Here is a 24,742-nt window from a genome sequence, read left to right as displayed (position 1 = left end):
CGGACAACGGAGCCGCGACGCGTCCGGCGACGTGCGCCCGGTTCAGCCTCGCGCCGGCGGGTCCTCGCGCGCCGCGATGCGCAGCCCCACGTCGGCCAGCAGCCGGGCGGCCGGGTCACCCAGATCGAGCCCGAACAGTTCGCGGATCCGGCGCAGCCGGTGGCGCAGCGTGTTCGGATGCACGGTCAGTGCGGCCGCGGCCGACGCCACGTCGCCGAACGCGTCCAGGTACGCCGACAGTGTGGTGCGGAAGGCGGTGCCGTGCTCCGTGTCGTACGCGACCAGCCGGTGCACCGGCCCGGTGTTCGAGGCCCGCCACACCGGCTCGACCCGGTCGAGCAGTTGCAGCAGGGTGGCGGGGACGAGCACCTGGTCGTGCTCCGCGACGGCCGAGCCGCCCGGGCTGTCGTACCGCTCGGCCAGCACTCGCAGCACCAGGTCGGCGGACGCCCGCGACTCGGACAGCCCCGACGCGCCGGCGGCCGCGCGACCCACGCCGATCAGGACCGATCCCGGCGGCACGGTCCGGGCGGTGGCCGCCAGCTCGCGGGCCAGCGCGACCGGGGCCTCCGGCCGGTCCTCGTGGACCGGTACCACCAGGTACATCCGCCGGCCCGACTGCGCGGAGAGCACCGACGCGCCGTCGGCGGACGTCCGCAGCGCGGCGGCCTGCAAGGCGAGCACATCGAGCAGGCGCTGCCAGGCGGCCCCGCCGACCGTGCCGTCCTTCGCATTCGGCGGTGCGTCGATGGCCACGACCGCGTAGCGCCGCGCGTCGTCCAGGCCGAGTGCGGGCTCCCGGTCGGACGCCGCGACGCGCCCGGTCAAGACGCCGAGCAGGGCCTCCTCGTGCCGTCGCGCGCTGAGCCGACTGTGCGCCCGGTGCTGGATGAGGTGCGGAACCGCGGCCCGGGCGGCGGCCCGCAGCGCGGCCCGGGAGCCCTCGGCCAGGCTGCCGCCGCCGGTCGCCGCCGCCCACAGCGAGCCGAGGACCTCGTCGCCCACCCGGACCGCGACGGCCAGGCGTTCGGCGAAGTCCCCGCCGGCGGGCAGGTGCACCACGTCGTACGAGGTCCACAGTTCGCGCAGGAACCCGCTCTCGCGCAGCTGGGCCACCCGCCACTCCGGCACCCGCTGGCCCAGGATGGTCAGCTGCCGCAGCGGGTCGGCGCCGCCGTCGGTACGCGAGTAGGCCAGCACTCGCGACCGCGTGTCCTCGATCGTGATCGCGCCGCCGACCAGGTCGGCCAGGACGTTGGCCAGGGCGGGCAGGTCGCCCAGCCGCACCTGGTCCAGCCCGCGCCGCAGGTCCGGCCCGTCGACGGCGTCGCCGTCGTCGCGGCCGACCTGGTCGGCGTACGAGACACCCGCGCGCAGCAGCGCGAGCAGCTCGGTCCAGTCCGTGCCCGGGCCTCGGGTGAGCAGCGCGGTGTCCACCCGGCGCGCGGTCGCCGACAGGGCGGCACCCGCGGGCAGTGCGCCGCGCCGCATGACGACGGCGGCAGCCCCGGCACGGTCGGCGGCCAGCAGGACGTCCGGCGCGGCCGCCGACGCCACATCGACGCCCACCGCCAGCAGGAGGAGCCCGTCGGAGGAATGCCGCCCGGCGGCGTCCGCGGGTTCCTTCTCCTGCCTCTCCCGCTGTTCCTGCTGCTCGCGGTCCCAGACCGCCTCGCCCGCGTCGTAGAGCGCCACGCCGCGCACGGGCACGCCGGTCCCGCGCGGGGCGTGCACCAGTTCCAGCACGTCGGTACCGACCACGGCCAGCACATGGGACAGCGTCGGCGGCCCGGGGTCGGTGCGAGGCTCCGTCACCGGGACGTTCGGGTCCGCGGGCGGTTCGGGGCGCTGCCCGGCGTCCTTCCCGGGGTGCGGCTCGGAAGGCATCACTCCATGATCAGGCATCGGGCGCGCGGACGGCGTCACCCGCGCTGCGGCCCTTCATGCCCGGGCTTTCGGGGGTGATGCCCCAGGTGACGATGCGGCGGGGGTGGATCCGGATGATCTCCGGGCTGGCGCCGCGGCCGGTGTGCTCGACGTCGCGCAGTGCCTCGGCCGTACCGCGGATCTCGATGCCGCGTACCGTCCACGGGTCGTACGACGCGATGTCGTCGACCACGAGTGCGACTTCCGGGTTCCCCTCCACGTTGCGGAACTTGCGGCTGGCGCCCATGTTGTAGCCGGCGATGTCGATGGTGCCGTGGATTCGGTTGACCTTGAACGCGACGGGGTTGTTCTGCGGGGCGCCGTCCGGCGCGACCGTGGCCAGCCGCCCGAGGCGCTGCGAGAGGAGGTAGGCGGTCTCGGCGTCGGTGAAGGGTGTCGAGGAAGTCATGTGCCCAGCCTCGTAGTTGAAGTGCGCTTCAAGTCAAGTGACCGCGCCGCACGGTCGGCCCGGGGCGTATCCCGGGTCAGGAGGCGGTGCCGAACCAGCCGGGGAAGTCGAGGCGGAAGAAGTCGGCGGGCGTCATGCGGCGCAGGTCGTCGTCGAGGGCGCGCAGGCGCTCGGTGCCGAGTTCGGCGGACCAGCGGGCCCGGACGTTCTCGAAGGCGCGGGCGGAGAGGACGAGGCATTCGACGCCGCGGGACGTGAGGCGGACCAGTTTGCGGCGGGCGTCGTGCGGGTCGTGGCCGACGGAGACGTACCCGAGCTGTTCGAGGTTCGCGACGGTCTTGCCGGCGGCCTGCTTGCTCACCCCGAGCGTGCGGCCGAGGTCCGCGGCGGTGGTCCCGTGCGGGCCGATGGCCTGGAAGACGAAGCCGTGCATCGGCCGGACGTCGGGGTGGCCGTGCCGCGCCAGATCCTCGTGCACCTCGTCGATGACGGTGCGGAACGCCATGAACAGGCGGAGCGGGAGCTCGAAGCCGGGGGGATCGCCCGGGGTGCCGTCCGGTCCCGTCGCCACTTCGCCGGCTCCTCCACTGTCGACTGCCGCGGCCGTCCGGTACGGACAACTGCATTGTCGATGGTAGAGGAGCCGGCGAAGTGGCGGGGATGGTGCTGTGGTGCCATCCTGCGGTGGTGCGGTCTGCGGTCTGCGGTGGTTCGTGAGTCGCGGTGCGGTCGTTCAGGAGGCGGTGTTCGCCGCCTTGCGGGTCTCGGCCTCGGCGAGGAAACGCTCGACGGTGTCGCCGGAGGCGACGAAGTCACCCAGCGATTCCCCGACGATCTTGCCGGCCAGCTCGGTGGCGATCATGCCGAGCTCGGCGTGCAGCGCGGCCTCGGCGAGCGCGCGCTCCTCGGCGATGGCGTTGTGGCCGGAGACCACGAGCTCGTCGCGGACACGCTGCGCCTCGGCGCGCGACTCCGCGATGGATTCGGCGCCCTCCTCGATCAGCTCCTGGCGCACCCGGGCGGCCTCGCGGCGGCCCTCGGCGTTCTCCTTCGCGATCTGGCGGGCCAGATCCGCGGCCTCTTCGCGCAGGCCGTCGGCGTGGTCGAAGCCGCCTTCGAGCTTTTCGTGGCGTTCGTCGAGTGTGCGCGCGATCCGGGGGATCAGGACCTTCCCGACAATCAGGAAGACCAGCGCGAAGCATATGACGGCGACTACGAGTTCGGCGCCATCAGGCGTCAAGGGTCCCATCCCGACACTCTATCGGCGCCTTTGTGAAGCCGTTCACGTGGGACCGGTCACAGCGCGTGGAGGGCATGAGGGCCGCGTAAATCGGATCGCCCCGCGCCGCGGAGGACGCAGAATGTGCCGATGGACGAACGACGGACGCTGCGCGACGACAAGGACCGTGAGGTCGCCGACTATGTCGTCGGCAACTGGCGGGGCCACCGGCTCGCCGACGACCTGGAGCCCCGGCCGGGTGTACCGCTCGCGGACCTCGCGGCGGCGGTGCTGCGCGCGCTGCCCGGCTGGGCCGTGTGTGCGCAGGAACGCGAGGGCCGCGCGCTCGCGGCCGCCGGAGCCCGGCTCCAGCGCCACGCGCACTGCTACACCTGGGACCTGGTGGCCCGGCCGCCCGAGCCGTCCTGGGCGGTCCCCGAGCTCCCGCCGGGCATCACCTTGTCGCCCGCGGTCGAGCACGAGCCGGCCGACCTGACCGCCGCGTGGATCGGCGCCTATCCGCCCGGGCACCCGGACAACCCGGGCGGCGAGTCCTTCGACTCCGCCCGTGCGCAATTGGCGACGCTGTACGAAGGCACGCTCATCGGCGCCCTCATGCCCGCAAGTTGCGTGCTCCGGCACGGGCCACGCCCGGTCGCCGTCTGCCTGGCCAACGACCGCCCCGGCGCGCCGCCGCTGCTCGGACCGTGGGTCACCGAGGTCTTCCGCGACCCGGACCGTGCGTACGCGGGGCTGGGCGCGACCGCACTGCGCGCCACGCTCGCCCGCGCCGCCGCGGACGCGGTGCGGGCACTGGGTCTCGCGGTGACCGAGGGGAACCCGGCGCGCGCGACGTACGAGAAGCTCGGATTCGCGCACAGCGAGAGCACCATGACGCTGCTCGTCCCAGAGACACCGTGACGCGACTTGTGGCACGACCCGGGGCGGGGGATGCCGGCACGTTTCCGGACCGGCCGGACGACGGGCTGTCGTCCGTCTTCAGGTTCGCCACCGAGCTCGTCGCGTGGGTCGCGGCGCCGTGGGCCCTGGCGTCCGTCTCGCCGATCCTCGCGGTCGCCGCGGTGTCGGCGCTGATCGCGCTCCCGACCGTTTTCTCGACGCCGGGCGACAAGAACCAGGTCGTCGTCGCGGTGCCGGGCGTGGTGACCATCGCGATCATGCTGCTGCAGTTCGCGGCGGCCGTGGCGGGTGCGTGGGCGGCCTGGCCGCGGTGGGCGGCTTTGGCGGTCACCGGGCTGGTGGCCGTCGCCCTGGTCCTCGAACTACCGCGCTGGCGTCGGCTGCTGCGGGTCGGGCGGTAGCAGCCCAGGTCGGCGCGAGGCTTCGGGGCGGAGGGGGCCGTGCCGGGTCAGTGGAAGGTGACGTACACCTGCGGTGCCGCGCCCTTGAGCGTGTACCGCTCCGGGTCGGGTGAGCGGCCCGCGATCAGGCGCATCAGGGTCGCGGCGTCGGTCTCCAGCGTGGCGGCCGGTGCGGCGTCGGGCGCGCCGAGGCGCAGCTCGCGGTCGGGGAGCCGTACGTCGGTGGGCGGCAGCGCGCGGAACGGCTGCGCCATGCGCTCCTGCAAGAGGGTGAGCGCGTCGTCGATGCCCGCGCTCGCGTACGCGTCCCCGATCCCGAACGCCTCGCGCACGTCGCCGCCGTGCACCCACTCGCCCAGCGCCAGCGCGTCCCACGCGCCGCCGCGCGCCACGATCGCCTCGGCCGCACCCGCATAGCCGGCCTCGAGTTCGTCGAGCACGGCGGAGATCGGCAGGTCCGCCCGGGCCGCGATGTCCGCCGCGTTGGCCTCGTCACCGAAGTCGTGCAGCGTGTCGGTGGCGGCCATGGTCAACGCGGCCGCGCAGTGCGCCAGCACGTCGCGCACGCACCACCCCGGCAGGACGGTCGGGAGGGCGAACGCGGACGGCTCCGCCGCCCGGAGGACGGGCAGCAGAGTGTCGCGTTCGGCGAGCAGCAGTCGGCCCGGAAGCCGGGGGTCCCTGGTCATCGGGACATCATGCCCGCGCTGCCCGAACGGGGTCCACGCCCTTGCGGGCGGGCGCGGGTCGGCGGCGTCAGCCGGCTTGCGCCGCGGCGAACGCCCAGTCGGGCAGCGCTTCGACGCGGTCCCACCAGCCCGCCGGCAGCCGCTCGGCACCGACGCGTGCGCCGATGATGCCGCCGACGATCGCACAGGTGGTGTCGACGTCGCCGCCCGCGGAGGCGGTCGCCCAGAAGGCCGCCTCGAAGTCGTCGCGGTGCCGCGCGGCCACCCAGATTGTGAAGGGGACCGTGTCCGGCGCGCTGACGCGGCGCCCGTTGCCGAGAGTCCGGCCGACCTGGGCGCCGTCCGCGCGGTCGAGGAGCCGCCGGGCCGAGTCGAGGCGGGTGCGCACCAGACCGGGCGGCGTCGCCGCGGCGACGGCCGCCACGAAAGCGTCTGGTGCCAGGTGCGCGGTGCGGTCGCACGCGAGTGCGGTGCCGACGGCCACTGCGACGGCCCCGGCGACGCCTTCGGGGTGCCGGTGCGTCACTTCCGCGGACCGGGCCGCCTCGTACGCCGCGCGCTCCGGGTCGTCCGCGAACCAGGCGCCCAGCGGCGCCACCCGCATCGCCGCGCCGTTGCCCCAGGAGCCCGTGCCGTCGAACGGCTCCGCGGCCAGTTCACGCCACGAGCCCCCTGCCCGCACGAGGCGCAGCATGCGGTTGACGGTGGGACCGTACCCGCGGTCGAAGTCGTGGTGCCGGGCGAAGGCGGCGGCCAGCCGATCCTGGTCGATGTGGCCGTGGGCGGCGAGTTCCGCGTACACCGCGCAGGCCATTTCGGTGTCGTCGGTCCAGGGCCAGGGCGCGTCGGGCAGTTCGCGGCGGCGCAGCCGCGCGAGGTTGGCCGGGACGAAGTGCTGCGCCCCGAGCGCGTCGCCGACGGCCAGGCCTCGGAGTGAGTCGAGGGCCCGGACTTGCGGTGACGGCGAGGCAACTGCGGGGACTGCGTGGGTGGTTGGGGTGCTATCGATCGTGCGAGCCGTCGGCTCGGGTCGAGTTGATGGTAGCTCGGTCATTGCCGCGCATTGTGCCACGTAGTGAGGCAAGCGCAGCGAGCTGTTTTCGAACGGGAGTTGCCGGTCCCGCGCACCTTCCACCGGGCGGACCGCCGCGTGGAAAGGTGTGCCGGACCGGCAACTGCGGCGCACAACCCGGGGTCAGACGGGGAGGTCTTCGACCGTGCGGGCGACCACGCCGAACAGGTCGCCGATCGTGGTGAGGGCGCTCGACTGGAGGGTGGCGGCGGAGACGACGTTTCCGTCGGGGCCCGGCAGGGAGCGGGTTGCCGTTGCCTCGGCGACGATGGTGGGTCGGTAGCCGAGGTTGAAGGCGCCCTGCGCGGTGAACGTCACGCACATGTGCGTCATGAACCCGGCCAATACCAGGTCGGGGCCGGCGCCCAGGTCCCGCAGTGTCTGCTCCAGCTCGGTCAGGTGGAAGGCGTTGGGGAACTGCTTGACCACGACCGGCTCATCGCCGACGGGGGCGACCTCGTCGCTGATGGCCCCGATCTCGGCGCGGATGTCGTACGGCGTTCCCTCGCCGCCGTCGTTCACGACGTGCACGACGGGCGCGCCTGCCGCGCGGGCCGCGGCGAGCAGACGAGCCCCGGCGCCCAGAGCCGGCTCGGCGCCTTCCAGGGCCATGACTCCGGAGCGGTAGGTGTTCTGGAAGTCGATCAAGACCAGGGTCGCGTCGGCGAGCTTGGGAAGCGCATTGTCGCGGCCGGTGACTTCGCGGAGGGTGGCGGAGGCGTTCATGAGTACTTGGGTTCCCTTCAGTTGGATTTTCTGGATGTTGCGGGGGAATGCGGGCGTGGCGAAGCCCGCTGTCGCCGGGCTTGCCCGCCTCGGTGGGATGGTCGGTTGTGGACCCGGCCAGACCGGGCTGGATGCAACTGGATACGGCCGGATCCGTCGGGACCCGGCCGAACCTGCCGGGGCCGCCGGTCAGGAGCCGGTGCGGAACCTGCGGCGGTAGGACGCCGGGGTCGTGTTGATCTGTTTGCGGAACGCCCGGTGCAGGGTCTCCACCGAGCCCATGCCGGTCGCGGTCGCGACGCGGTCCAGCGGCTCGTCGGTGGTCTCCAGAAGGCGGCGGGCCGCCTCGACGCGCGCGGCTTCGACGTACGCGGCCGGGCTGCTGCCGGTCTCCTGGCGGAAGACCCGGGCGAAGTGGCGTTCGCTCAGGCACATGCGCCCGGCCAGGACCGGTGCCGACAGGTCGTCGTCGAGGTTCTCGGTGATGAACACGCGCAACTCGTCGATGTCCCGGCGGGCCGCGGCGGGTCTGCTCAGCGGGACGCTGAACTGGCTCTGCCCGCCCTGCCGCCGCAGGTACATCACCAGTTGGCGGGCCACCGCGAGCGCCAGGTCCTCGCCGTGGTCCTCGGCCACCAGGGCAAGTGCCAGGTCCATGCACGTGCTGATCCCGGCACCGGTCCACACCCGGCCGGACCGCACGAAGATCGGGTCGGCGTCGACCCGTACCTCCGGATGGTCGGCTGCCAGCTGGGCCGCGGTCGACCAGTGGGTGGTGGCCCGCCGCCCGTCGAGCAGCCCGGCGGCGGCGAGTACGTGAGCGCCGACACACACCGACGCGATCCGCCTCGCGTGCGGCGCGGTCGTCCTGACCCAGTCGACCACCGCGGCGTCGACGCGGGCGACCGGGCCGTCCGGGTGCATGTCCACCGCTCCCGGTACGAGCAGGGTGTCCACCGCGGCCCCCACCTCGGCGAACGTCAGATCCGCCACGACGCGTACGCCTGCCGACGTGGCCACCGGTCCGGCCTCGGGTGCGGCAAGGCGCACCTGGTAGCCGGCCCGTCCGCCGGTCTCCCGGTTTGCCAGCGCGAAGACCTCGGCCGGGCCGGTGACGTCGAGCAGGTCGACGTCGGGGAAGACCGCGATGACGACTCGGTGGGGACTGGGCATGCCCCTATCGTCGCCGGTGCGTCCCATGGCCGCAATGACGGCTATCTGTCATATTCGGACACCCGGATGTCCGGCCCCTTCGGCAGGCGCCCCCGGGATGCCCGGCCCCGGGGCTCGGCAGCCCCGGGACCGGGCAGGAGGGCTTCAGTCCGCGGACTGGAGGGCCTTGACGACCTCGGCGACCCGGCCGTCGTGGTCCGGGTTGGCGGGCAGCGGGACGGTGACGCCCGCGGCCAGAGCGCCCCAGCGGCCGAGGATCAGCTCGGGAAGGTCCTCGTACAGCGCCATCGGGACGAGCGTGTCCAGGACCTCGTCGGTGACCACGGCGTGCAGGTCGTCCCACTGGTCGCGGCGGATCATGTGGGCGAGCCGGTCCTGCAGGTCGGCCCAGCCGTACAGCTCCAGGGTCCGCCGGTACGCGGGCGTGGAGTACAGGAACGCGAACAACCGCCGCTGGCGTTCGCGTTCCGCGTCCAACTCGGCGTGCGTCGCGCCCGCGATGACCTGGGTCCCGGCGATCAGGTCCAGGGTCCGCGGCTGCGCCCGCGACGCGGCGCCCTGCGCGAGGCCGGGCAGGCAGATCTCGGTGAGGTAGCGCGGCGAGGAGTTGGTCGGGTGGGTGACGAACCCGTCGGCGACCTCGCCGGCGAGCGCGCACATGCGGCGGTTGACGCCGCCGAGGTAGATCGGCGGGGCGGGGGTGTCCTCGTCCGGGCCGGGGTTGAAGTACGGCTGCATGCGCGTGATGCGGTAGTGCTCGCCGTGGAACGCGGGCCGCTCGCCGGTGCGGAACGTGCCGAACGCCGCCTGGACGGCCCCGACGTACTCGCGCATGCGGGCGGCGGGTTCGGACCACGGCATGCCGTACCGGTCCTCGATGTTCTGCTTGATCTGGGTGCCGAGCCCGAGGTGGAAGCGCCCGCCCGAGAAGCGCGCGAGGTCCCACGCGGTGTACGCGGTCAGCATCGGCGAACGCGCGAACGCCAGGGCGACGGACGTGCGGACGACGATCCGCTCGGTGTGCTCCAGCGCCAGCAAGGCGAGGGCGAACGCGTCGTGCACGGTCTCCGAGACCTGCAGTCCGTCGTATCCGGCGGCCTCCGCGCGGCGCGCGTGGGCGGCCACGTCGCGCAGCGGGATCCGCGGGTCCATTCCGGTGTAGACCTTCATCACGCTTCCTGGGGCTGTGGGTCGGTGGTGCCGTCGGCCGCGGTGTCGGCGACGAAGGTGCGCCCGCGGTCGACGATGCCCTGGCGTACCTCGGCAAGTCGCGCCTGGTCGAAGCGGTTGTCCATCCACGCGCGGGCGCGGGTGTGCTCGCGCGCGTAGGACGCGTCGCCGTCGAGTTCCGCCATCTCGCGGTACATGTCGCGCACTTCGGCCACGTACACGGCCGGGATGTCGGCGATCTGGCGCGCGATGTCCATGGCCCGGGGCAGCAACTCGTCGTGCGGGACGACCTCGTTGACCAGACCCCAGTCGCAGGCCCGGCGTCCGTCGACGAACTCGCCGGTGACACTCATCTGCAGCGCGCGTGCGGGGCCGATCAGCTGTGGCAGGCGGATGGTCAGCCCCCACCCCGGCATGAGGCCGACCCGGGCGTGGGTGTCCGCGAAGCGGGCGCGTTCGGACGCGATGAGGAAGTCGCAGCCGAGCGCGAGTTCGAATCCGCCGGTCACGGCCGGGCCGTTGACCGCGCCGATGATCGGCGTGGTGTGCGGCGGGAACGGACCCCAGTAGGGCGGCGGTTCGGTGGAGGTGTTGCGTTCTGCACGGGAAGTACCGGTCGTGGCAAGCCGTTTGAGGTCGAATCCGGCGCAGAACGCGGGGTCCGCGCCGGTGATCACGATGGCCGCGACGTCCGGGCGGGCGTCGAGCTCCGCGACGGCCTCCGGGATCGCGGCGGCGAGGTCGGGGGACAGCGCGTTCCGCGCCTCGGGCCGGTTGAGCGTCATCAGGGCGACCTTGTCGCATACGTCGACGAGCAGGACCACGGATGCCTCCTTTCGTGTGGGTGGTCGGGTCAGCGGGCCGGTCCGGAGGGCCCGATGTCGCGGGCGCCTCCGTCGCAGTGGATGACCTGGCCGTTGACATAGGCCGCGTCGTCGGACAGGAGGTAGGTCGTCAGGCCGGCGACGTCCTCCGGGGTTCCGGTACGCCCGGCCGGGATGCGCTCGGCGATGCGCGCCACGACGTCGGACGGCATGGCGGCGGTGGCCCCCGGCGTCATGATCATCCCGGGGCAGATCGCGTTGCAGCGCACTCCGAGGTGGCTGTACGCCGCGGTGACGTTCCGGGTGAGTTGGATGACCGCGGCCTTCGAGGTGCCGTACGCCGCCAGCCCCGGCGTCGCGAGGGTGCCGGACCCGGAGGCGATGTTCACGATCGCGCCGCCGCCTCGGGCGAGCAGATGGGGGAGCGCCGCGCGGGTGACCCGCACGGTACCCATGAGATTGAGGTCCCACGTGCTCTGCCAGATGCGGTCCTCGTTCTCCGCGACGTTGCGGTCCCCGCCGAGGCTGCCGCCGGCGTTGTTGACGACGAGGTCGATGCCGCCGAACCGGTCCACGGCGGCCTCGACGAGCCGCTGCACGGAGTCGTCCTCGCGCAGGTTCATGCGGACCGCCAGGGCCTGCCCGCCGTCGTCCCGGATCCGCGACGCGACCGCCTCGGCCTCGTCCTCGTGCAGATCCCCGAGCGCGACGGCGACGCCTTCGGAACCCAGCCGCAGCGCGGTGGCCGCGCCGATGCCCCGGGCGCCGCCGGTCAGCACCGCCACCTTGCCGACGAGTCCCCGCATGCCTGCCTCCCAATTTGCTTGACTGGATCCACCACTATCAGAGCCGTAGCCCGGTTGCCAGGGGCGTCCCCGGCGCGGGCGGGACGGGCCCGACGGCGAGCCGGGCCCGGCCGGCGCCGAACCCCGGCGTCCGATCGAGGGAAAGCGCGCCGCCGGTCGTCGGATCGGCGCTAAGCGGCGGCGAGCCCGGGTACACGCACGCGTCCCCGCGTTCGCGCCACCCGCCCGCCGAGTGGCCCGGACCACCTGCCGCAGAGCGGTCCCGCACGGCACGCTCGAATCACCCAGGACGGCCCCGTATGACCATGTCCTCTTTCGGCTTCGGCGCCGACGACCCGTTTTCCGGCCTGCTCAACCGCTTCCTGGGGCTGGACGCGCGTACCTCGCCGCCCGCGGTGCAGCGGGTGCCGATCGGCCGCCTGCTCACCGAGTCGGCCCGGGAACTCTTGGTGACCGCGACGAACAAAGCCCAGGAAGACGGCAGTTCCGAGCTGGACACCGAGCACCTGCTGTGGGCCGCGACGCAGACCGAACCGGCCCGCGGGCTGCTGGCCAAGGCGGCCGCGGATCCGGACCGGCTCGGCCGGGACCTGGCCGAAGTGCTGCCGCGCGAGGACAACGCGCCCTCGTCGGAACCGGGGTTGACCCCGGCGGCCAAGCGGGTGCTGATCGGGTCGCACGCCCTGTCCCAGGCGTCCGGCGGTACGTACATCGGTGCCGAGCACATCCTCGGCGCGCTGCTGGGCGACCCGGACACCGGCGCCGCGAAAGTGCTGCGCGCCCGCGGCGCCGACGTCGACGCACTGGCGGGCAGCGTCGCCCGGGCCTCGCGCGGCGAGGCCGAGCAGGGCGGCGGCCGTACCGCGGCCGGGGGAGCAGGCGGGGAACCGAGCGAGACCCCGACGCTGGACGAGTACGGCCGAGACCTCACCGAGGACGCCCGGGCCGGGCGCCTGGACCCCGTGGTGGGCCGGGCCGAGGAGATCGAGCAGACCGTCGAGATCCTGTCGCGCCGGTCGAAGAACAACCCCGTGCTCATCGGCGAGCCGGGGGTCGGGAAGACGGCGATCGTCGAGGGGCTCGCGCAGCGGATCGTGGCGGGCGACGTACCGCAGACGCTCGAGGGCAAGCGGGTCGTCGCGCTCGACCTGCCCGGCCTGGTCGCGGGGTCGAAGTACCGGGGCGAGTTCGAGGAGCGCCTGAAGAAGGTGATCGACGAGGTCAGGGCCGCCGAGCACTCCACGATCCTGTTCATCGACGAACTCCACACCGTGGTCGGCGCGGGGGCCGGCGGCGAAGGCGCGATGGACGCGGGCAACATGCTCAAGCCCGCGCTCGCCCGCGGCGAACTGCACACGGTCGGCGCGACGACCATCGACGAGTACCGCAGGCACATCGAGAAGGACGCCGCCTTGGAGCGACGCTTCCAGCCGGTCATGATCCCCGAGCCGTCGGTCGCCGAGACGGTGGAGATCCTCGACGGGTTGCGCGACGCGTACGAGGCGCACCACCAGGTCCGGTTCACCGACGAGGCCCTGTCCGCCGCCGCGGACCTGTCCGACCGCTACGTCTCCGACCGCTTCCTGCCGGACAAGGCGATCGACCTCCTGGACCAGGCCGGGGCCCGGGTACGCCTGGCCTCACGCCGCCGCAGCACCGAGGTGGTCGGCCACGAGGACGAGATCGCCAAGCTCGGCCGCGAGAAGGACGAGGCCGTCGCCGCCGAGGACTTCGAACGCGCGAGCGACCTCAAGCGGCGGATCGCCGACGCCGAGGCCGCACTCGCCGGCAGCGAGGAACGCCGCGAGGGGGTGGCCGAGGTCACCGCCGCCGACATCGCGGACGTGCTGTCCCGCAAGACCGGGATCCCGGTCGCGCAACTGACCGAGAACGAGAAGGACCGCCTGCTGAAGCTGGAGGACGCGCTGCACGAACGCGTCGTCGGCCAGGACGAGGCGGTCACCGCCGTCTCCCGGGCCGTACGCCGCAACCGCGCCGGCATGGGCGACCCGGACCGGCCCGTGGGCTCGTTCCTGTTCCTGGGGCCGACCGGGGTCGGCAAGACCGAACTCGCCAAGGCCCTCGCCGGCATGCTGTTCGGCGACGACGACCGCATGATCCGCTTCGACATGAGCGAGTTCCAGGAGAAGCACACCGTCTCCCGGCTCATCGGCGCCCCGCCCGGATACGTCGGCCACGAGGAAGCCGGCCAGCTCACCGAGAAGGTCCGGCGCCGCCCGTACAGCGTGCTGCTGTTCGACGAGGTCGAGAAGGCCCACCCGGACGTCTTCAACGCCCTGCTCCAGGTCCTCGACGACGGCCGCCTGACCGACGCGAAGGGCCGCACCGTCGACTTCCGCAACACCGTCGTCATCATGACCAGCAACATCGGCGCGCAGCGCATCCTGGCCCACCACGGCGACGTCGGCGAGATCCGCGACGACCTCATGGGCGACCTGCACGACCGGTTCCCGCCCGAATTCCTCAACCGCATCGACGACATCATCATCTTCCACGGCCTCGACGAGGACGACCTCGCGCACATCCTCGACCTGCTGCTGGACCGCAGCAGGCGGCGCCTGCACGCCCAGGGACTCACCCTCCGGGTCACCGAAGCGGCCCGCAGACTCCTCGTATCACTCGGTCACAAACCGGAGTTCGGCGCCCGGCCGCTGCGCCGCACCATTCAGTCCGAACTGGACAACCCGGTGGCGGATTTGCTGCTCGGCGGCGAGGCGCAGCCCGGCGACGAGATCGTCGCCGACGCCCGGGACGGCAGGATCGTCTGCTCGATCGGCCGCCCCGAGGCGTCGGGCGGTGCCGCCGCGTGAGCGCGGAAGCCGACCTGGTTTCGAAGGCGGCACGGTCGTCACCGCCGAGCCGGCCCGGCCGTTCGCCCAGGCGGTGGCGGTGGAGGTGCGCGGCGGCCGCATCGTCGCGGTGGGCGAGGCCGAGGACATCGCCCCGCTGCGCGCCCGCGTACCCGCACCGTCGACCTCGAAGGCCGGTGTCTGCTGCCGGGGTTCGTGGAACCGCACGGCCACCCCACCGAGGACGCCGCGGTGTTCGGCGGAAGCATGACCGGCGTCCGACCCGCCACGGTGCGCGACGCCGCCGACGTCTTCGCCGCGATCCTCGACGGCGACCCCTATCGGACCCCGCACGAGGAGCTCGACCGGATCGGTGTCAGCGCCGCCTGTCTTGCCGGGGATGCCGTCCACAACGCCTGAACTCGGCGGCCCCCCACGGGTGACAGCGAGGGGAATCCCGAACGTCGTGGACCGTTCCGGTGCGTATCCTCGGGGCCGTGGTGAGCAAATGAGGGCTCTGGGACCGGACGATCCGCGCAGCCTCGGGACGTACCGCGTCCTGCGGGTGCTCGGTGCCGGCGGCATGGGACGCGTGTACGTGGGCCGCAGCCGTACCGGGCGGATCGTCGCCATCAAGGTGATCCTGCCCGGGTTGGCCGACGACCCGGGTTTCCGCGGACGCTTCCGGCGCGAGGTGGACGCCGCACGCCGGGTGGGCGGCGCGTGGACCGCGCCGGTGCTGGACGCCGACACCGAGGCCGAACGCCCTTGGCTCGTCACCGGATACGTCCCCGGCCTCTCGCTGGGCGAGGCGGTCGCCGAGCGCGGCCCCCTGCCGGAGCAGTCGTTGCACGTGCTGGCCGCCGGCCTCGCCGAGGCGCTGACCGCCGTGCACCGGGCCGGAGTTGTGCACCGCGACCTGAAGCCGACCAACGTCATGCTCTCGCCCGACGGCCCCCGGGTCATCGACTTCGGCATCTCCCGGGCGGTCGACGCGAGCGTGCTGACCAGCACCGGAATGACCGTCGGATCACCCGGGTTCATGGCGCCCGAGCAGATCGAGGGCGGCGACATCGGGCCCGCGACCGACGTCTTCGCCCTCGGCGCGGTGCTCGCCTACGCCGCGACCGGCGAGGGACCGTTCGGCGACGGGAACTCGCAGGCGCTGATCTTCCGCGTCCTCACGCAGGAGCCGCGGCTCGACACCGTGCCCGAGTCGCTGCGGCCCGTCACGGCCGCCTGCCTGGCCAAGGCGCCCGGAGACCGCCCGACACCGCACGACGTACTGCGCGCGGTGCTCCCGGGTGGGGACGCGGCCGCACTGGTCGCGGCCGGGTGGCTGCCGCCGGACCTGGCCAACACCGTCAGCCGACGCGCCGTCGCGCTGCTGGAGTTGGAGGACGAGGCCCCGGCCGCGGGGCCGCCCCTGGGGCCCTATCCGCCGCCGCCGTCGGCGGCCGGCTACGACTACCGCGAACCGTCGCCTGGTCCGCCGCGCGCAGAGACGACCTTCGTCGGCCGGGAGCCGGCGTACGGACCCTTCGACGCGCCCACGGCCGGAGGGGCGCAGACAGCGGCCCGGCGCCCGCCCTGGCTGTACGTGGTGGCCGCCGTGATCGCGGTCACCGCCGTCATCACCGCCGTAGTCCTCCTGCGCGGGGACGGAGACAAGGGCAAGGGCGATTCGGGATCGCAGTCGCAGTCGCAGTCGTCGACGCTCGGCGGCGCGCAAGCCGATCAGGTGAAACCGTCGCCGCCGCCGACCGCCTCGTTCAAGCCGGGATCGCTCCCGGAGGCATACGTCGGTACCTGGAAGGGCGGCATCGCCATCCCCGGCCTGGAAGTGTCGCTGGTGGAACAGCACATCACCATCGTGCTCAAGCAGGGCGCGTCCGGAACCGTGGTGGGAACCATGCTCTCGACGGTGGCCGGTATCGAATGCCGGGGCGAGACCCGGCTGGTCGGAGTGGAGCCGACGGCGATCCTGGTGGAGGACGTCCCGGGCAGCGGCGGCCGCCAGAACGACGCCTGTACGGACGGCGGGCAGTCCACGCTGCAACTGCGGAGCGACGGAACGCTCTTCTTCACCGCCTTGGACGACGCTACTGGCCACCCCACGGGGACCCTGACCAAGTCCACGTGACAGAGAACGCGTCACCAACCAAGTGACCAATGCCCGCGGTGCCCGGCCCGCCCCCGGTTTTGTGGTGGACTGGCGGATATGACGGATCAGATGCCGCTCGTGGTGGTGGACGCGGCGAACGTGGTCGGCTCGGTCCCCGACGGCTGGTGGTGGGACCGCCTCGGGGCGGCACGCCGCCTGCGCGACGCGCTCGTGCGTGACGCGGCCGAGGGATTGGCGGCGACCGGCAGCGTTCCTGACTGGGCCGAGACGGGGCCGCTCGACGTGGTGCTCGTCGTGGAGGGCAAGGCGCGCGGACTGACCGGCGTGCCCGGCGTCGACGTGGTGGGTACGTCCGGGAGCGGGGACGACGAGATCGTCCGCCTCGTGGCCGCCGCCCGGGACGCGGACCCGGGACGCCGTTGCGCCGTGGTCACCGCGGACCGCGAACTGCGCGCCCGCGTGACGGCCCTGGGCGCCGTGCCGGTGGGCCCGCGAGCAGTCCGCCGCTCCTGACCGGCCGCCCGACCCCGGTCGCCGGCCTCGAAACCGGGACCCGAGGCGTCGGGCAATCGGAGACGTCGGACGCCGGGAGCCGATCCGCACACCTGTCCGGCACGCAGGGTCTGCCGGGGAATACCGCCGCCGATCGCGGGCAGCGGCCAAGCCATGGGAACGACGAGCGCGAACCGACAACCGGCGTTTCGGTGAGAGGGGGACGGCCATGGGCACAAAACCGGACCACTCCCGGGCACCCGTCCTCGAGGCGCTGGCCGCGTACCACCGGCGCGGCTACGTCCCGTTCACGCCGCCCGGCCACAAGCAGGGCCGGGGCACCGATCCCCGGGTGCGCGAAGTGCTGGGGGCGGAGGTCTTCGGCTCCGACGTCCTCGCGATCGCGGGCCTCGACGACCGCACGTCGTCCGGAAGGGTCCTGGCGCGCGCCGAAGAACTGATGGCCGACGCGGTGGCGGCCGAGCACACGTTCTTCACGACCTGCGGGAGCAGCCTCTCGGTCAAGAGCGCGATGCTCGCCGTCACGCGCCCGCACCACGAGCTCCTGGTCTCCCGCGACGCGCACAAGTCCGTCGTGTCGGGCCTGGTCCTCAGCGGCATCAAGCCCGTGTGGATCGACCCCCACTGGGACCCCGACCTGCACTTGGCGCACCCGCCGGGACCCGACGACTACGCCGCGGCCCACGACGCCTGCCCCGACGCGGCGGGTGCGCTGGTGACCAGCCCCACCCCGTACGGCACGTGCGCCGACCTGGCCGGCATCGTCGAGGTCTGCCACGCCCGCGGGATCCCGGTCATCGTCGACGAGGCGTGGGGCGCGCACCTGCCCTTCCACTCCGATCTGCCGACCTGGGCCATGGATGCCGGGGCGGACGTGTGTGTGACCAGCGTCCACAAGATGGGCGGCGGCCTGGAACAGGGGTCGGTCTTCCATCTGCAGGGCGACCGCGTGGACGCCCGGCGGCTGGCGGCGTGCGCCGACCTGCTGGGCACGACCAGCCCGAATGTGCTGATCTTCGCCGCCATGGACGGATGGCGTCGCCAGATGGCCGAGCACGGTTTCCGGCTGCTCGGCGACGCGCTCGCCCTGGCCGACAAGGTACGCGCCGAGATCGGCATGATCCCCGGACTGCGCGTCCACCGCGAGGAATTCCTCGGTGCCGACCTGGCCTTCGAGCTGGATCCACTGCAACTCGTCATCGACGTGGCCGAGTTGGGGATCAGCGGGTACGCGGCGGGGGACTGGCTGCGCGACCACCATCGCATCAACCTGCACGTCTGCGACCACCGGCGGATCAGCGCGCAACTGTCGTACGCCGACAACGACGCCACCGCCCGCGTGCTCCTGCGGGCGCTGCGCGATCTGCCGAAGCACGCCCACGGCCTGGCCCGGCGCTCGCCTCCGGTCCAGGTTCCGGCCCCGGCCGACATGCGGCTGGAGAGCGCGATGCTGCCGCGCGACGCCTTCTTCGCGGAGACCGAGCACGTCCCCGCGGACAAGGCGGCAGGCCGCATCGCCGCGGAGATGATCACGCCGTACCCGCCCGGGATCCCGGTCGTGCTGCCGGGCGAGCGCATTTCCGCGGCCGTCGTCGACTACCTCCGCAGCGGCGTGGCGGCCGGGATGGTCCTCCCGGACTCCGACGACGCGCAGTTGCGGGTGATCCGCGTCGTCGTCGACTGAGCAACCTGCCTTGCGCCGGAGCGCGTTCCGCGTCCAGGTGTGGGACTCCGAGCCTCACCTCCCCCCACGCGGGGGACCGGGGGACGGAATGTGCGCGGAGTACGCGATGTTCGCGACGTACGCGGCCTTGACGGCCGCCCGGATCCCGCCGATCAGGCTCAGGGCCCAGGAGACCGCGACGACCAGCGAGACCCCGACCGTGGCGGGTACACCCCCAAGCGCGTCGGAGCCGGGGTCGGCGTCGAAGGCGTCGTGTTCCAGCACCCCGCGAGCACGCACAGCCAGAAGGCCAGCACGACGATCAGGGCGAAGGTGAACACCAGTGCGGGGAACCCGAACAGCGCCTCGACGAACTCCTCCACCGGTGCCCCCTTTCGACGTCCACGGACCGCCTCGACGTGGAGGCCCCGCCGCCGTGGTGGGGACTGCTGTTGGTGTCGGCGGCGGGGCCCGCTCCACTGCCCCCACGCCGACGGTGCGCGCTGTTCGCCGCGCCGCGCATTGCCGGATCCCGGCAATCTTTACGCGTCCTGTACGCGTACCACCGCGTCGGGGGAGCTGTGTCCCGCGTGCCGCACGTTCAGCCGCCGCAGTGCGGCGCTGATCAGGCAGGACGCCGCGCAGCGCGCGGCCGGGTGATCGACGATCCGGCGCACGAGGCCGCCGGGGTTCCGGATCGGTCGCATCTCGCCTCCCCTCGGGTCTGGAACACCGCCGCCCGCGAAAGTACCCTAGGGGGGTACCCTATGCAAAATCTCGGCGTGCGGCGCGGAGCGGGTTGACGAGATACCCCTGGGGGGTATGTAGTGGAGATGTACCCGCCGAACGGGCCGCACTCGAAAGCGGCCCCGGAACCAGGAGGCCTCCTCATGAGCACGTCCGCCGCGTCCGCCGCGACCGCCGTCACCACCACGTACACCGTCACGGGCATGACCTGCGGCCACTGCGTCTCGTCCGTCACCGCCGAGATCGGGAAGGTCGCGGGCGTCACCGGGGTCCAGGTCGACCTGGCGACCGGCCGCGTGACCGTGGCCTCGGACCGGGTGCTCGACGACGCCGCGGTGACCGCCGCGGTCGGCGAGGCCGGCTACGAGGTCGTCGCCCCGGCCACCGAGGCGCCCGCCGAGGGCGCGAGCTGCTGCGGCAGCTGCAACTGACGGGTGCCGGGGCGCCGGCCGTACGCCGGCGCCCCGCCGACCCGCCGCGCGCACCGGGCTCGGCACCGACCCGAACCAGGCCTCGCACCAAGCCCAGTACCGAGCCTCGTACCAAGCAGCGCACCGGGTCCGAACCGGGCCCGGCGCCAGACCACCCGCCGACAACGGCACAGATCACGCGAGAAGGAGCGGACGATGAACACGGTCACCCGGGTCGGCGCTTTCGGAGTCGGCATCACGTTGGCGTTCGGCGCCGCCTTCGGCGTGGGCAACGCCGTCGGGCCTATCGGCTCCGACGCCAAGCCCTCGCACGGCGGACACAACGGCGGCGACCCGGCGGCCGCGCAGCCCGCACCGCCGGGCGGCGCCCCCGGCGCGGCACCCGCGGCACCCGCGGCGGCGGAGGAGCCGGGCGGCCTGCGGGTCTCCGAACGCGGCTACACCCTCGTGCCGTCGGGCGACCCGCTGGCGGTCGGCGTCCCCGCCGACTTCCGCTTCCAGATCACCGGCCCCGACGGCAAGCCCTGGACGCGGTACGAGCGTTCCCACGACAAGGACCTGCACCTGATCGTCGCGCGCCGCGACCTGTCCGGGTTCCAGCACGTGCACCCGGTGCTCGGCAGCGACGGCACCTGGAGCGTGCCGCTGACCTTCCCGAGCGCCGGCGACTACCGCGTCTTCGCGGACTTCGCCCCCGCCGGCGACCCGGACGGCGGGCTCACCCTGGGAGCGGACGTCTCGGTGTCCGGCGACTACCGGGCGACGCCGCTGCCCACGCCCGTGCGTACCGCCGAAGTCGACGGATACGCGGTGACCCTCGAAGGGGACCTCACCACGTCCGCGAGCATGCTCACGCTGAACGTGTCCAAGGGCGGCCGCCCGGTCACGAACCTCCAGCCGTACCTTGGCGCGTACGGCCACCTGGTCGCGTTGCGGCAGGGCGACCTCGCGTACCTGCACGTCCACCCGCAGGGTGAGCCGGGCGACGGCAAGACCCCGGCCGGTCCCGGCATCGGGTTCCACGCGCAGGCCCCCAGTGCGGGCAGCTACCGCCTCTACCTCGACTTCCAGCACGAAGGAGTCGTCCGTACCGCGGAGTTCACCGTGCGTGTCGGCACCCCGGACGCGGGCTCGCCGACCGCCGTGCCGACAACTGTCCTACCGTCGACGCCGGTTGCGCCCCCGGCCACCGACGAATCCTCGGACGGCCACTCCCACTGACCCGCGGGGCGGATTTAATCCGTCGTGGTCCCGACCCCCTTTGCGGCAGCATGGATCCACCGCATGCCAAAACCACTCCAAGGGGGACGAGTGTCTGCGCCCGGATCCGGGGAAAACAGCCCCAGTTCGCCGAAGCGCAAATCCGCAGTGTTCCTCGCACTGCGCTTCTACGGTCGGGAACTGTCGCGCAACCGACGCGTCGCCATACCCGCGCTCATGCTGCCCGCGCTGGGCAACGTCCTGCTGCACTACGTCGCACCGCTGCTGGTCGGCGCGCTGGTCGGCCACCTCGCCGGCGGCGGAACCTCGGTGCTGCCGTACGTGCTGGCCTTCGCCGGCGTCGGCCTGCTCGCCGAAGTGCTGTGGCGGATCGGCATACACTGCCTCAACCGCACCGACGGCCGGGGCATGGAAAGCCTGTACGTACAGGGGATGGACGAACTCCTCGCCAAGGACGCGGCGTTCTTCCACGACAACTTCGCGGGTTCGCTGACCAAGCGCGTCCTCAGCTTCGCGGCACGCTACGAGGAGTTCGTCGACACCCTGGCGTTCTCGGTGGTCGCCAACCTCGTCCCCCTGGTCTTCGCATCCGTCGTGCTGTGGTTCTACAGCCCGATCCTGGTCGCCGTGCTGATCGGCATGCTGGTGGTCACCGGTACGCTCGTCGCTCCGCTGATCCGCCGCCGCCAGGTCCTGGTGGACCAGCGCGAGGCCGCGATCGCACGGGTCTCCGGGCACGTCGCCGACAGCCTGACCAACATGGAGACCGTGCGCGCCTTCGCCGCCGAGGAGCAGGAGGCCGCCGAGCACAAGTCCCGGGTCGCCGAGAGCCGCAGGCTGTCCCTGCGCTCATGGGACTACGGCAACCTGCGCATCGACGTGCTCGTGGCACCGCTGTCGGTCCTCGCCAACTCGCTGGGCCTGCTGCTCGCGGTCACGCTCGACGGCGGGCTCGGCGTCGAGGCGACGGTCGTGGCCTTCGCGTACTACGGCAACGCGACGCGCATCATGTTCGAGTTCAACCAGATCTACCGCCGTCTGGAGAGCGCGCTGACCGAGGCGGCCCAGTTCACCGAACTGCTGCTGGACCCGCCTACGGTCGTCGACCCGCCGGCGCCCGAGCCGCTGCGCCCGGCCGCGGCCGACGTCCGGTTCGCCGACGTGACCTTCGCGTACGGCGACGCTCCGCCGCTGTTCGCGGGGCTCGACCTCGACGTCCCGAGCGGCTCGAAGCTCGGCCTGGTCGGCCGCTCCGGCGGCGGCAAGAGCTCGCTCACCCGGCTGCTGCTGCGCTTCATGGACGTCGACGGCGGGCGGATCCTGATCGGCGGCCAGGACATCGCCAAGCTGCGGCAGGCCGACGTGCGCAGCCTGATCGCGTACGTGCCGCAGGACCCGGCCATGTTCCACCGCACGCTGCGGGAGAACATCGCCTTCGCACGCCCCGGAGCCACCGACAAGGAGCTGATGCGGGCGGCCCGCGCCGCGCACGTCACCGAGTTCGCCGAGGCGCTGCCGGACGGCTTCGACACCGTGGTCGGCGAACGCGGCATCAAGTTGTCCGGCGGTCAGCGCCAACGGGTCGCGCTGGCCCGGGCGATCCTCCGCGACGCCCCCATCCTGCTGCTCGACGAGGCCACCAGCGCGCTGGACTCGGAGAGCGAAGTCCTGGTCCAGCGGGCGCTGTGGGAGCTGATGGAAGGGCGGACCGCGCTCGTGGTGGCGCACCGGCTCAGCACGGTCGCGCAGATGGACCAACTCGTCGTGCTCGACCGCGGCGAGGTCGTCGAGCGGGGCACGCACGCCGAACTGCTGGCCCGCCGCGGGACGTACGCCAAACTCTGGCACCACCAGTCCGGCGGGTTCCTCGACGGGACTAATGAGGCCGACACCGGGCATGCCGAGGCCGCCGTAGGCCCGCGGGGCGCCGACGACGTGGGCGGCGTCCCGGAACTGCACACCTGACGGCGCCGCGCGCGGACAGGCCCCGTGCGCGGACCGTGCCCGTGCCCTGGAGGGTGAACCGCTCGCCGTTCGCGGCGAATGTACGTTTTGAGATTGTTTCGTAGATATACGGTGTATATGCACGGCGGTATGTTCCGGCTCCGGGCTCCGCAAGGTGATCGGCTGGAGGGCGCCATGAGCGACGGGACGGAGTCCGCGCGCGGCAGGCTGACCCGCGAGCGGGTTCTCCAGGCGGCACTCGAACTGGTCGACGCGGAAGGGCTCGACGCGCTGAGCATGCGGCGGCTGGCGGCCGACCTCGGGGTCGAGGCGATGGCGCTCTACCACCACGCGGACAGCAAGGGCGGGGTGCTCGACGGCCTGGTCGAGATGATCTTCGCGGAGGCCCACCGCCGTCTCGACGAGGGGCGGCCCGCCCGCACGGTGCGCGCCGAACTGCACCGCATCGGCCGCACCCTGCTCGACGTGGCGTCGTCGCACCCGCACGTCCTGCCGCTGGTCACCACGCGCCTGCTGGCGGTGCCGCTGGCCCGGCGCCCGGCAGCCGTGCTGCGGCTGCCCGACCGGGTGCTGGGCCTGCTCACCGAGGCCGGTGTCGACCGGCGGTCGGCGGTCGGGGCGTACCGGGCGTTCAGCGGGTGGGTCCTCGGGTACGCCGTCGTCGACCTGCGTGCCGTCGTGGACGCCCCCGACGACCCCGAGCCGGCCATCCGCCTCGGCCTGCACCGGCTGCGCACCGACTTCCCGTACCTGCGCGTCCTCGCCCCGACCATGGCCACCGGCGGCGGCGAGCACGAGTTCGTCCGCGGCCTGGACGCGCTCATGGACGCGTGGCAGGTGCCCTGACCCGGTGCCGGGTCGCACGTGCTGCGCACGACAGCGCGCGGCGAGAGGCGCAGACTCGAATGAGGGGCGCCGCTCGGCCGCGCCCTCCACGCGTGGTCTGTGAGGTCTGTTCTCGTGCACGACGTGCCGTTCTGGCTGTGGCTGGTCTTCGCCGTGGTGGTGCTGGTGTCGCTCGCGGTGGACCTGTTCGCGCACCGCAGGGAACACGTCATCGGGTTCCGCGAGGCCGCGGCGTGGAGCGCCGTGTGGATCGGCCTGGCCATCGCCTTCGGCGGGCTCGTCTACGCGGTGGTCGGGGTGGACGCGGGAACCGAGTACACGACCGCGTGGCTCCTGGAGAAGAGCCTGTCGGTCGACAACCTCTTCGTGTTCACGCTGATCTTCGCGTACTTCCGCGTGCCCCGGGAGGACCAGCACCGGGTGCTGTTCTTCGGCGTCATCGGCGCGCTCGTGTTCCGGGGCGTCTTCCTGGCCCTGGGCGTCGCGATCGTGAGCCGGTTCGCGGCGGTGCTGTTCCTGTTCGCGGCCGTGCTCGCGTACAGCACGTACAAGATCGCGCGCGGCCAGGAGGACTCCTTCGACCCCGGCAAGAGTGTCGCGGTCAAGATGCTGCGCAAGGTCGTCCCGGTGCGCGACGAGTACGCGGGGCACCACTTCTTCGTCCGCGAGGGCGGCCGGCTGGTCGCCACGCCGCTGCTCGCGGTGGTCGCCGCCATCGAGGCGGCCGACCTGGTGTTCGCCGTCGACAGCGTGCCGGCCGTCCTCGCGGTGAGCAGCGACACCTTCGTCGTCTACACCAGCAACGCGTTCGCGATCCTGGGGCTGCGGGCGCTGTACTTCCTGCTCGCGGAGATGCTCGACCGGTTCGAGTACCTCGACAAGGGCATCGCGGTCATCCTCGGCTTCATCGCCGTCAAGCTGACCCTGCAGGCGACGCACGAGACGATCAGCAAGGACGTGCCGGAGATCCCGTCGCTGGTGAGCCTGGCGGTGATCGTGGTCGTGTTGGCGGTCTCGATCACGCTGAGCATCGTGCGTCCGCCGGCCCACGAGGGCGACAAGCGCGACTGAGCGCGACCGGCCGG

Annotated in this window: 26 protein-coding genes; 13 read left to right on the top strand and 13 right to left on the bottom strand. The window is 73.0% G+C overall.

The window, feature by feature from the left end; translation table 11 throughout:
• Positions 1–42 precede the first annotated feature (42 nt).
• The 4 genes from ACWD12_RS05435 to ACWD12_RS05420 all read right to left on the bottom strand — a co-directional run bounded on the left by ACWD12_RS05435 (position 43) and on the right by ACWD12_RS05420 (position 3,584).
• Positions 43–1,887, bottom strand: a complete 1,845-nt coding sequence (locus tag ACWD12_RS05435; protein ID WP_450098432.1) for a PucR family transcriptional regulator — start codon at positions 1,885–1,887, stop codon at positions 43–45.
• Positions 1,888–1,897: 10 nt separating this feature from the next.
• Positions 1,898–2,335, bottom strand: a complete 438-nt coding sequence (locus tag ACWD12_RS05430; RefSeq protein ID WP_450098431.1) for a PPOX class F420-dependent oxidoreductase — start codon at positions 2,333–2,335, stop codon at positions 1,898–1,900.
• Between the two features lie 76 nt (positions 2,336–2,411).
• Positions 2,412–2,840: a MarR family winged helix-turn-helix transcriptional regulator gene (locus tag ACWD12_RS05425; protein WP_450098751.1), complete on the bottom strand. Its 429-nt coding sequence runs from the start codon at positions 2,838–2,840 to the stop codon at positions 2,412–2,414.
• Positions 2,841–3,068: 228 nt separating this feature from the next.
• On the bottom strand, positions 3,069–3,584 hold the full coding sequence (locus tag ACWD12_RS05420) for a F0F1 ATP synthase subunit B family protein (RefSeq protein ID WP_450098430.1): 516 nt from the start codon (positions 3,582–3,584) through the stop codon (positions 3,069–3,071).
• A gap of 120 nt (positions 3,585–3,704) precedes the next feature.
• On the opposite strand from ACWD12_RS05420, the gene ACWD12_RS05415 reads away from it, so the two are divergent.
• Positions 3,705–4,475 carry a GNAT family N-acetyltransferase gene (locus tag ACWD12_RS05415; RefSeq protein ID WP_450098429.1) on the top strand — a complete coding sequence of 257 codons (771 nt, stop codon included), beginning with the start codon at positions 3,705–3,707 and terminating at the stop codon, positions 4,473–4,475.
• 8 nt (positions 4,476–4,483) lie between these two features.
• Entirely contained in the window at positions 4,484–4,876 is a 393-nt protein-coding gene (locus ACWD12_RS05410; RefSeq protein WP_450098428.1) for a hypothetical protein, read from the top strand.
• Positions 4,877–4,923: 47 nt separating this feature from the next.
• Here the strand turns inward: ACWD12_RS05410 and ACWD12_RS05405 are convergent, their stop codons facing one another.
• From ACWD12_RS05405 to ACWD12_RS05375, 7 genes are all read right to left on the bottom strand, one after another.
• Positions 4,924–5,565: a maleylpyruvate isomerase family mycothiol-dependent enzyme gene (locus tag ACWD12_RS05405; protein ID WP_450098427.1), complete on the bottom strand. Its 642-nt coding sequence runs from the start codon at positions 5,563–5,565 to the stop codon at positions 4,924–4,926.
• Between the two features lie 67 nt (positions 5,566–5,632).
• Positions 5,633–6,619 carry an ADP-ribosylglycohydrolase family protein gene (locus ACWD12_RS05400; protein WP_450098426.1) on the bottom strand — a complete coding sequence of 329 codons (987 nt, stop codon included), beginning with the start codon at positions 6,617–6,619 and terminating at the stop codon, positions 5,633–5,635.
• Positions 6,620–6,760: 141 nt separating this feature from the next.
• Positions 6,761–7,363: an isochorismatase family protein gene (locus ACWD12_RS05395; protein ID WP_450098425.1), complete on the bottom strand. Its 603-nt coding sequence runs from the start codon at positions 7,361–7,363 to the stop codon at positions 6,761–6,763.
• 189 nt (positions 7,364–7,552) lie between these two features.
• The gene (locus ACWD12_RS05390) at positions 7,553–8,536 is read right to left on the bottom strand and encodes a GlxA family transcriptional regulator (protein WP_450098424.1); all 984 of its coding nucleotides are present in this window, start codon (positions 8,534–8,536) and stop codon (positions 7,553–7,555) included.
• A 144-nt stretch (positions 8,537–8,680) separates the two neighbouring features.
• Positions 8,681–9,706, bottom strand: a complete 1,026-nt coding sequence (locus tag ACWD12_RS05385) for a TIGR03617 family F420-dependent LLM class oxidoreductase (RefSeq protein WP_450098423.1) — start codon at positions 9,704–9,706, stop codon at positions 8,681–8,683.
• Positions 9,706–10,530, bottom strand: a complete 825-nt coding sequence (locus tag ACWD12_RS05380) for an enoyl-CoA hydratase (protein WP_450098422.1) — start codon at positions 10,528–10,530, stop codon at positions 9,706–9,708. Before ACWD12_RS05380 ends, ACWD12_RS05385 begins: the two co-directional genes overlap by 1 nt.
• A gap of 29 nt (positions 10,531–10,559) precedes the next feature.
• The gene (locus ACWD12_RS05375; RefSeq protein WP_450098421.1) at positions 10,560–11,336 is read right to left on the bottom strand and encodes an SDR family NAD(P)-dependent oxidoreductase; all 777 of its coding nucleotides are present in this window, start codon (positions 11,334–11,336) and stop codon (positions 10,560–10,562) included.
• A gap of 299 nt (positions 11,337–11,635) precedes the next feature.
• Here ACWD12_RS05375 and ACWD12_RS05370 point away from each other — a divergent pair, with 299 nt between their 5' ends.
• From ACWD12_RS05370 to ACWD12_RS05345, 6 genes are all read left to right on the top strand, one after another.
• Complete coding sequence (locus tag ACWD12_RS05370; RefSeq protein ID WP_450098420.1) at positions 11,636–14,167, top strand: ATP-dependent Clp protease ATP-binding subunit; 2,532 nt, start codon at positions 11,636–11,638, stop codon at positions 14,165–14,167.
• The gene (locus ACWD12_RS05365) at positions 14,154–14,417 is read left to right on the top strand and encodes a hypothetical protein (RefSeq protein ID WP_450098419.1); all 264 of its coding nucleotides are present in this window, start codon (positions 14,154–14,156) and stop codon (positions 14,415–14,417) included. The genes ACWD12_RS05370 and ACWD12_RS05365 overlap by 14 nt, the downstream gene beginning before the upstream one ends.
• Positions 14,414–14,566 (top strand): hypothetical protein, encoded by a 153-nt coding sequence (locus ACWD12_RS05360; RefSeq protein WP_450098418.1) that lies wholly within the window; start codon positions 14,414–14,416, stop codon positions 14,564–14,566. Before ACWD12_RS05365 ends, ACWD12_RS05360 begins: the two co-directional genes overlap by 4 nt.
• 88 nt (positions 14,567–14,654) lie before the next feature.
• Positions 14,655–16,289: a serine/threonine-protein kinase gene (locus tag ACWD12_RS05355; protein WP_450098417.1), complete on the top strand. Its 1,635-nt coding sequence runs from the start codon at positions 14,655–14,657 to the stop codon at positions 16,287–16,289.
• A 78-nt stretch (positions 16,290–16,367) separates the two neighbouring features.
• Positions 16,368–16,784 (top strand): NTP pyrophosphohydrolase, encoded by a 417-nt coding sequence (locus tag ACWD12_RS05350; protein ID WP_450098416.1) that lies wholly within the window; start codon positions 16,368–16,370, stop codon positions 16,782–16,784.
• 208 nt (positions 16,785–16,992) lie between these two features.
• On the top strand, positions 16,993–18,468 hold the full coding sequence (locus ACWD12_RS05345; RefSeq protein ID WP_450098415.1) for an aminotransferase class I/II-fold pyridoxal phosphate-dependent enzyme: 1,476 nt from the start codon (positions 16,993–16,995) through the stop codon (positions 18,466–18,468).
• 54 nt (positions 18,469–18,522) lie between these two features.
• Here ACWD12_RS05345 and ACWD12_RS05340 read toward each other — a convergent pair whose 3' ends face one another.
• Complete coding sequence (locus tag ACWD12_RS05340; protein WP_450098414.1) at positions 18,523–18,747, bottom strand: hypothetical protein; 225 nt, start codon at positions 18,745–18,747, stop codon at positions 18,523–18,525.
• 242 nt (positions 18,748–18,989) lie between these two features.
• Entirely contained in the window at positions 18,990–19,154 is a 165-nt protein-coding gene (locus ACWD12_RS05335; RefSeq protein ID WP_358361035.1) for a hypothetical protein, read from the bottom strand.
• Positions 19,155–19,337: 183 nt separating this feature from the next.
• Between ACWD12_RS05335 and ACWD12_RS05330 the strand changes: the two genes are divergently transcribed.
• The 5 genes from ACWD12_RS05330 (at position 19,338) to ACWD12_RS05310 (ending at position 24,728) form a co-directional block, all read left to right on the top strand.
• The gene (locus tag ACWD12_RS05330) at positions 19,338–19,625 is read left to right on the top strand and encodes a heavy-metal-associated domain-containing protein (protein WP_450098413.1); all 288 of its coding nucleotides are present in this window, start codon (positions 19,338–19,340) and stop codon (positions 19,623–19,625) included.
• 195 nt (positions 19,626–19,820) lie between these two features.
• Positions 19,821–20,846, top strand: coding sequence for a hypothetical protein (locus tag ACWD12_RS05325; RefSeq protein WP_450098412.1), 1,026 nt, complete (start codon positions 19,821–19,823; stop codon positions 20,844–20,846).
• A 147-nt stretch (positions 20,847–20,993) separates the two neighbouring features.
• The gene (locus ACWD12_RS05320) at positions 20,994–22,811 is read left to right on the top strand and encodes an ABC transporter ATP-binding protein (protein ID WP_450098750.1); all 1,818 of its coding nucleotides are present in this window, start codon (positions 20,994–20,996) and stop codon (positions 22,809–22,811) included.
• A 174-nt stretch (positions 22,812–22,985) separates the two neighbouring features.
• Positions 22,986–23,657, top strand: coding sequence for a TetR/AcrR family transcriptional regulator (locus ACWD12_RS05315; protein WP_450098411.1), 672 nt, complete (start codon positions 22,986–22,988; stop codon positions 23,655–23,657).
• A gap of 114 nt (positions 23,658–23,771) precedes the next feature.
• Positions 23,772–24,728, top strand: a complete 957-nt coding sequence (locus ACWD12_RS05310) for a TerC family protein (RefSeq protein WP_450098749.1) — start codon at positions 23,772–23,774, stop codon at positions 24,726–24,728.
• Positions 24,729–24,742 lie beyond the last annotated feature (14 nt).

Source organism: Streptodolium elevatio, from assembly GCF_053592165.1.
The sequence above is the reverse complement of the archived record's forward strand: the minus strand, read 5'-3'. Positions and strand labels throughout refer to the sequence as shown.

Bases quoted from the DNA above. Each gene is read 5' to 3' on its own strand.
- ACWD12_RS05395 (WP_450098425.1), bottom strand. From the start codon at position 7,363: ATGAACGCCTCCGCCACCCTCCGCGAAGTCACCGGCCGCGACAATGCG.
- ACWD12_RS05345 (WP_450098415.1), top strand. From the start codon at position 16,993: ATGGGCACAAAACCGGACCACTCCCGGGCACCCGTCCTCGAGGCGCTG.
- ACWD12_RS05430 (WP_450098431.1), bottom strand. From the start codon at position 2,335: ATGACTTCCTCGACACCCTTCACCGACGCCGAGACCGCCTACCTCCTC.
- ACWD12_RS05325 (WP_450098412.1), top strand. From the start codon at position 19,821: ATGAACACGGTCACCCGGGTCGGCGCTTTCGGAGTCGGCATCACGTTG.
- ACWD12_RS05400 (WP_450098426.1), bottom strand. From the start codon at position 6,619: ATGACCGAGCTACCATCAACTCGACCCGAGCCGACGGCTCGCACGATC.
- ACWD12_RS05360 (WP_450098418.1), top strand. From the start codon at position 14,414: ATGACCGGCGTCCGACCCGCCACGGTGCGCGACGCCGCCGACGTCTTC.
- ACWD12_RS05375 (WP_450098421.1), bottom strand. From the start codon at position 11,336: ATGCGGGGACTCGTCGGCAAGGTGGCGGTGCTGACCGGCGGCGCCCGG.
- ACWD12_RS05355 (WP_450098417.1), top strand. From the start codon at position 14,655: ATGAGGGCTCTGGGACCGGACGATCCGCGCAGCCTCGGGACGTACCGC.
- ACWD12_RS05435 (WP_450098432.1), bottom strand. From the start codon at position 1,887: ATGCCTTCCGAGCCGCACCCCGGGAAGGACGCCGGGCAGCGCCCCGAA.
- ACWD12_RS05315 (WP_450098411.1), top strand. From the start codon at position 22,986: ATGAGCGACGGGACGGAGTCCGCGCGCGGCAGGCTGACCCGCGAGCGG.
- ACWD12_RS05420 (WP_450098430.1), bottom strand. From the start codon at position 3,584: ATGGGACCCTTGACGCCTGATGGCGCCGAACTCGTAGTCGCCGTCATA.
- ACWD12_RS05415 (WP_450098429.1), top strand. From the start codon at position 3,705: ATGGACGAACGACGGACGCTGCGCGACGACAAGGACCGTGAGGTCGCC.
- ACWD12_RS05370 (WP_450098420.1), top strand. From the start codon at position 11,636: ATGACCATGTCCTCTTTCGGCTTCGGCGCCGACGACCCGTTTTCCGGC.
- ACWD12_RS05405 (WP_450098427.1), bottom strand. From the start codon at position 5,565: ATGACCAGGGACCCCCGGCTTCCGGGCCGACTGCTGCTCGCCGAACGC.
- ACWD12_RS05385 (WP_450098423.1), bottom strand. From the start codon at position 9,706: ATGAAGGTCTACACCGGAATGGACCCGCGGATCCCGCTGCGCGACGTG.
- ACWD12_RS05350 (WP_450098416.1), top strand. From the start codon at position 16,368: ATGACGGATCAGATGCCGCTCGTGGTGGTGGACGCGGCGAACGTGGTC.
- ACWD12_RS05335 (WP_358361035.1), bottom strand. From the start codon at position 19,154: ATGCGACCGATCCGGAACCCCGGCGGCCTCGTGCGCCGGATCGTCGAT.
- ACWD12_RS05330 (WP_450098413.1), top strand. From the start codon at position 19,338: ATGAGCACGTCCGCCGCGTCCGCCGCGACCGCCGTCACCACCACGTAC.
- ACWD12_RS05425 (WP_450098751.1), bottom strand. From the start codon at position 2,840: ATGGCGTTCCGCACCGTCATCGACGAGGTGCACGAGGATCTGGCGCGG.
- ACWD12_RS05390 (WP_450098424.1), bottom strand. From the start codon at position 8,536: ATGCCCAGTCCCCACCGAGTCGTCATCGCGGTCTTCCCCGACGTCGAC.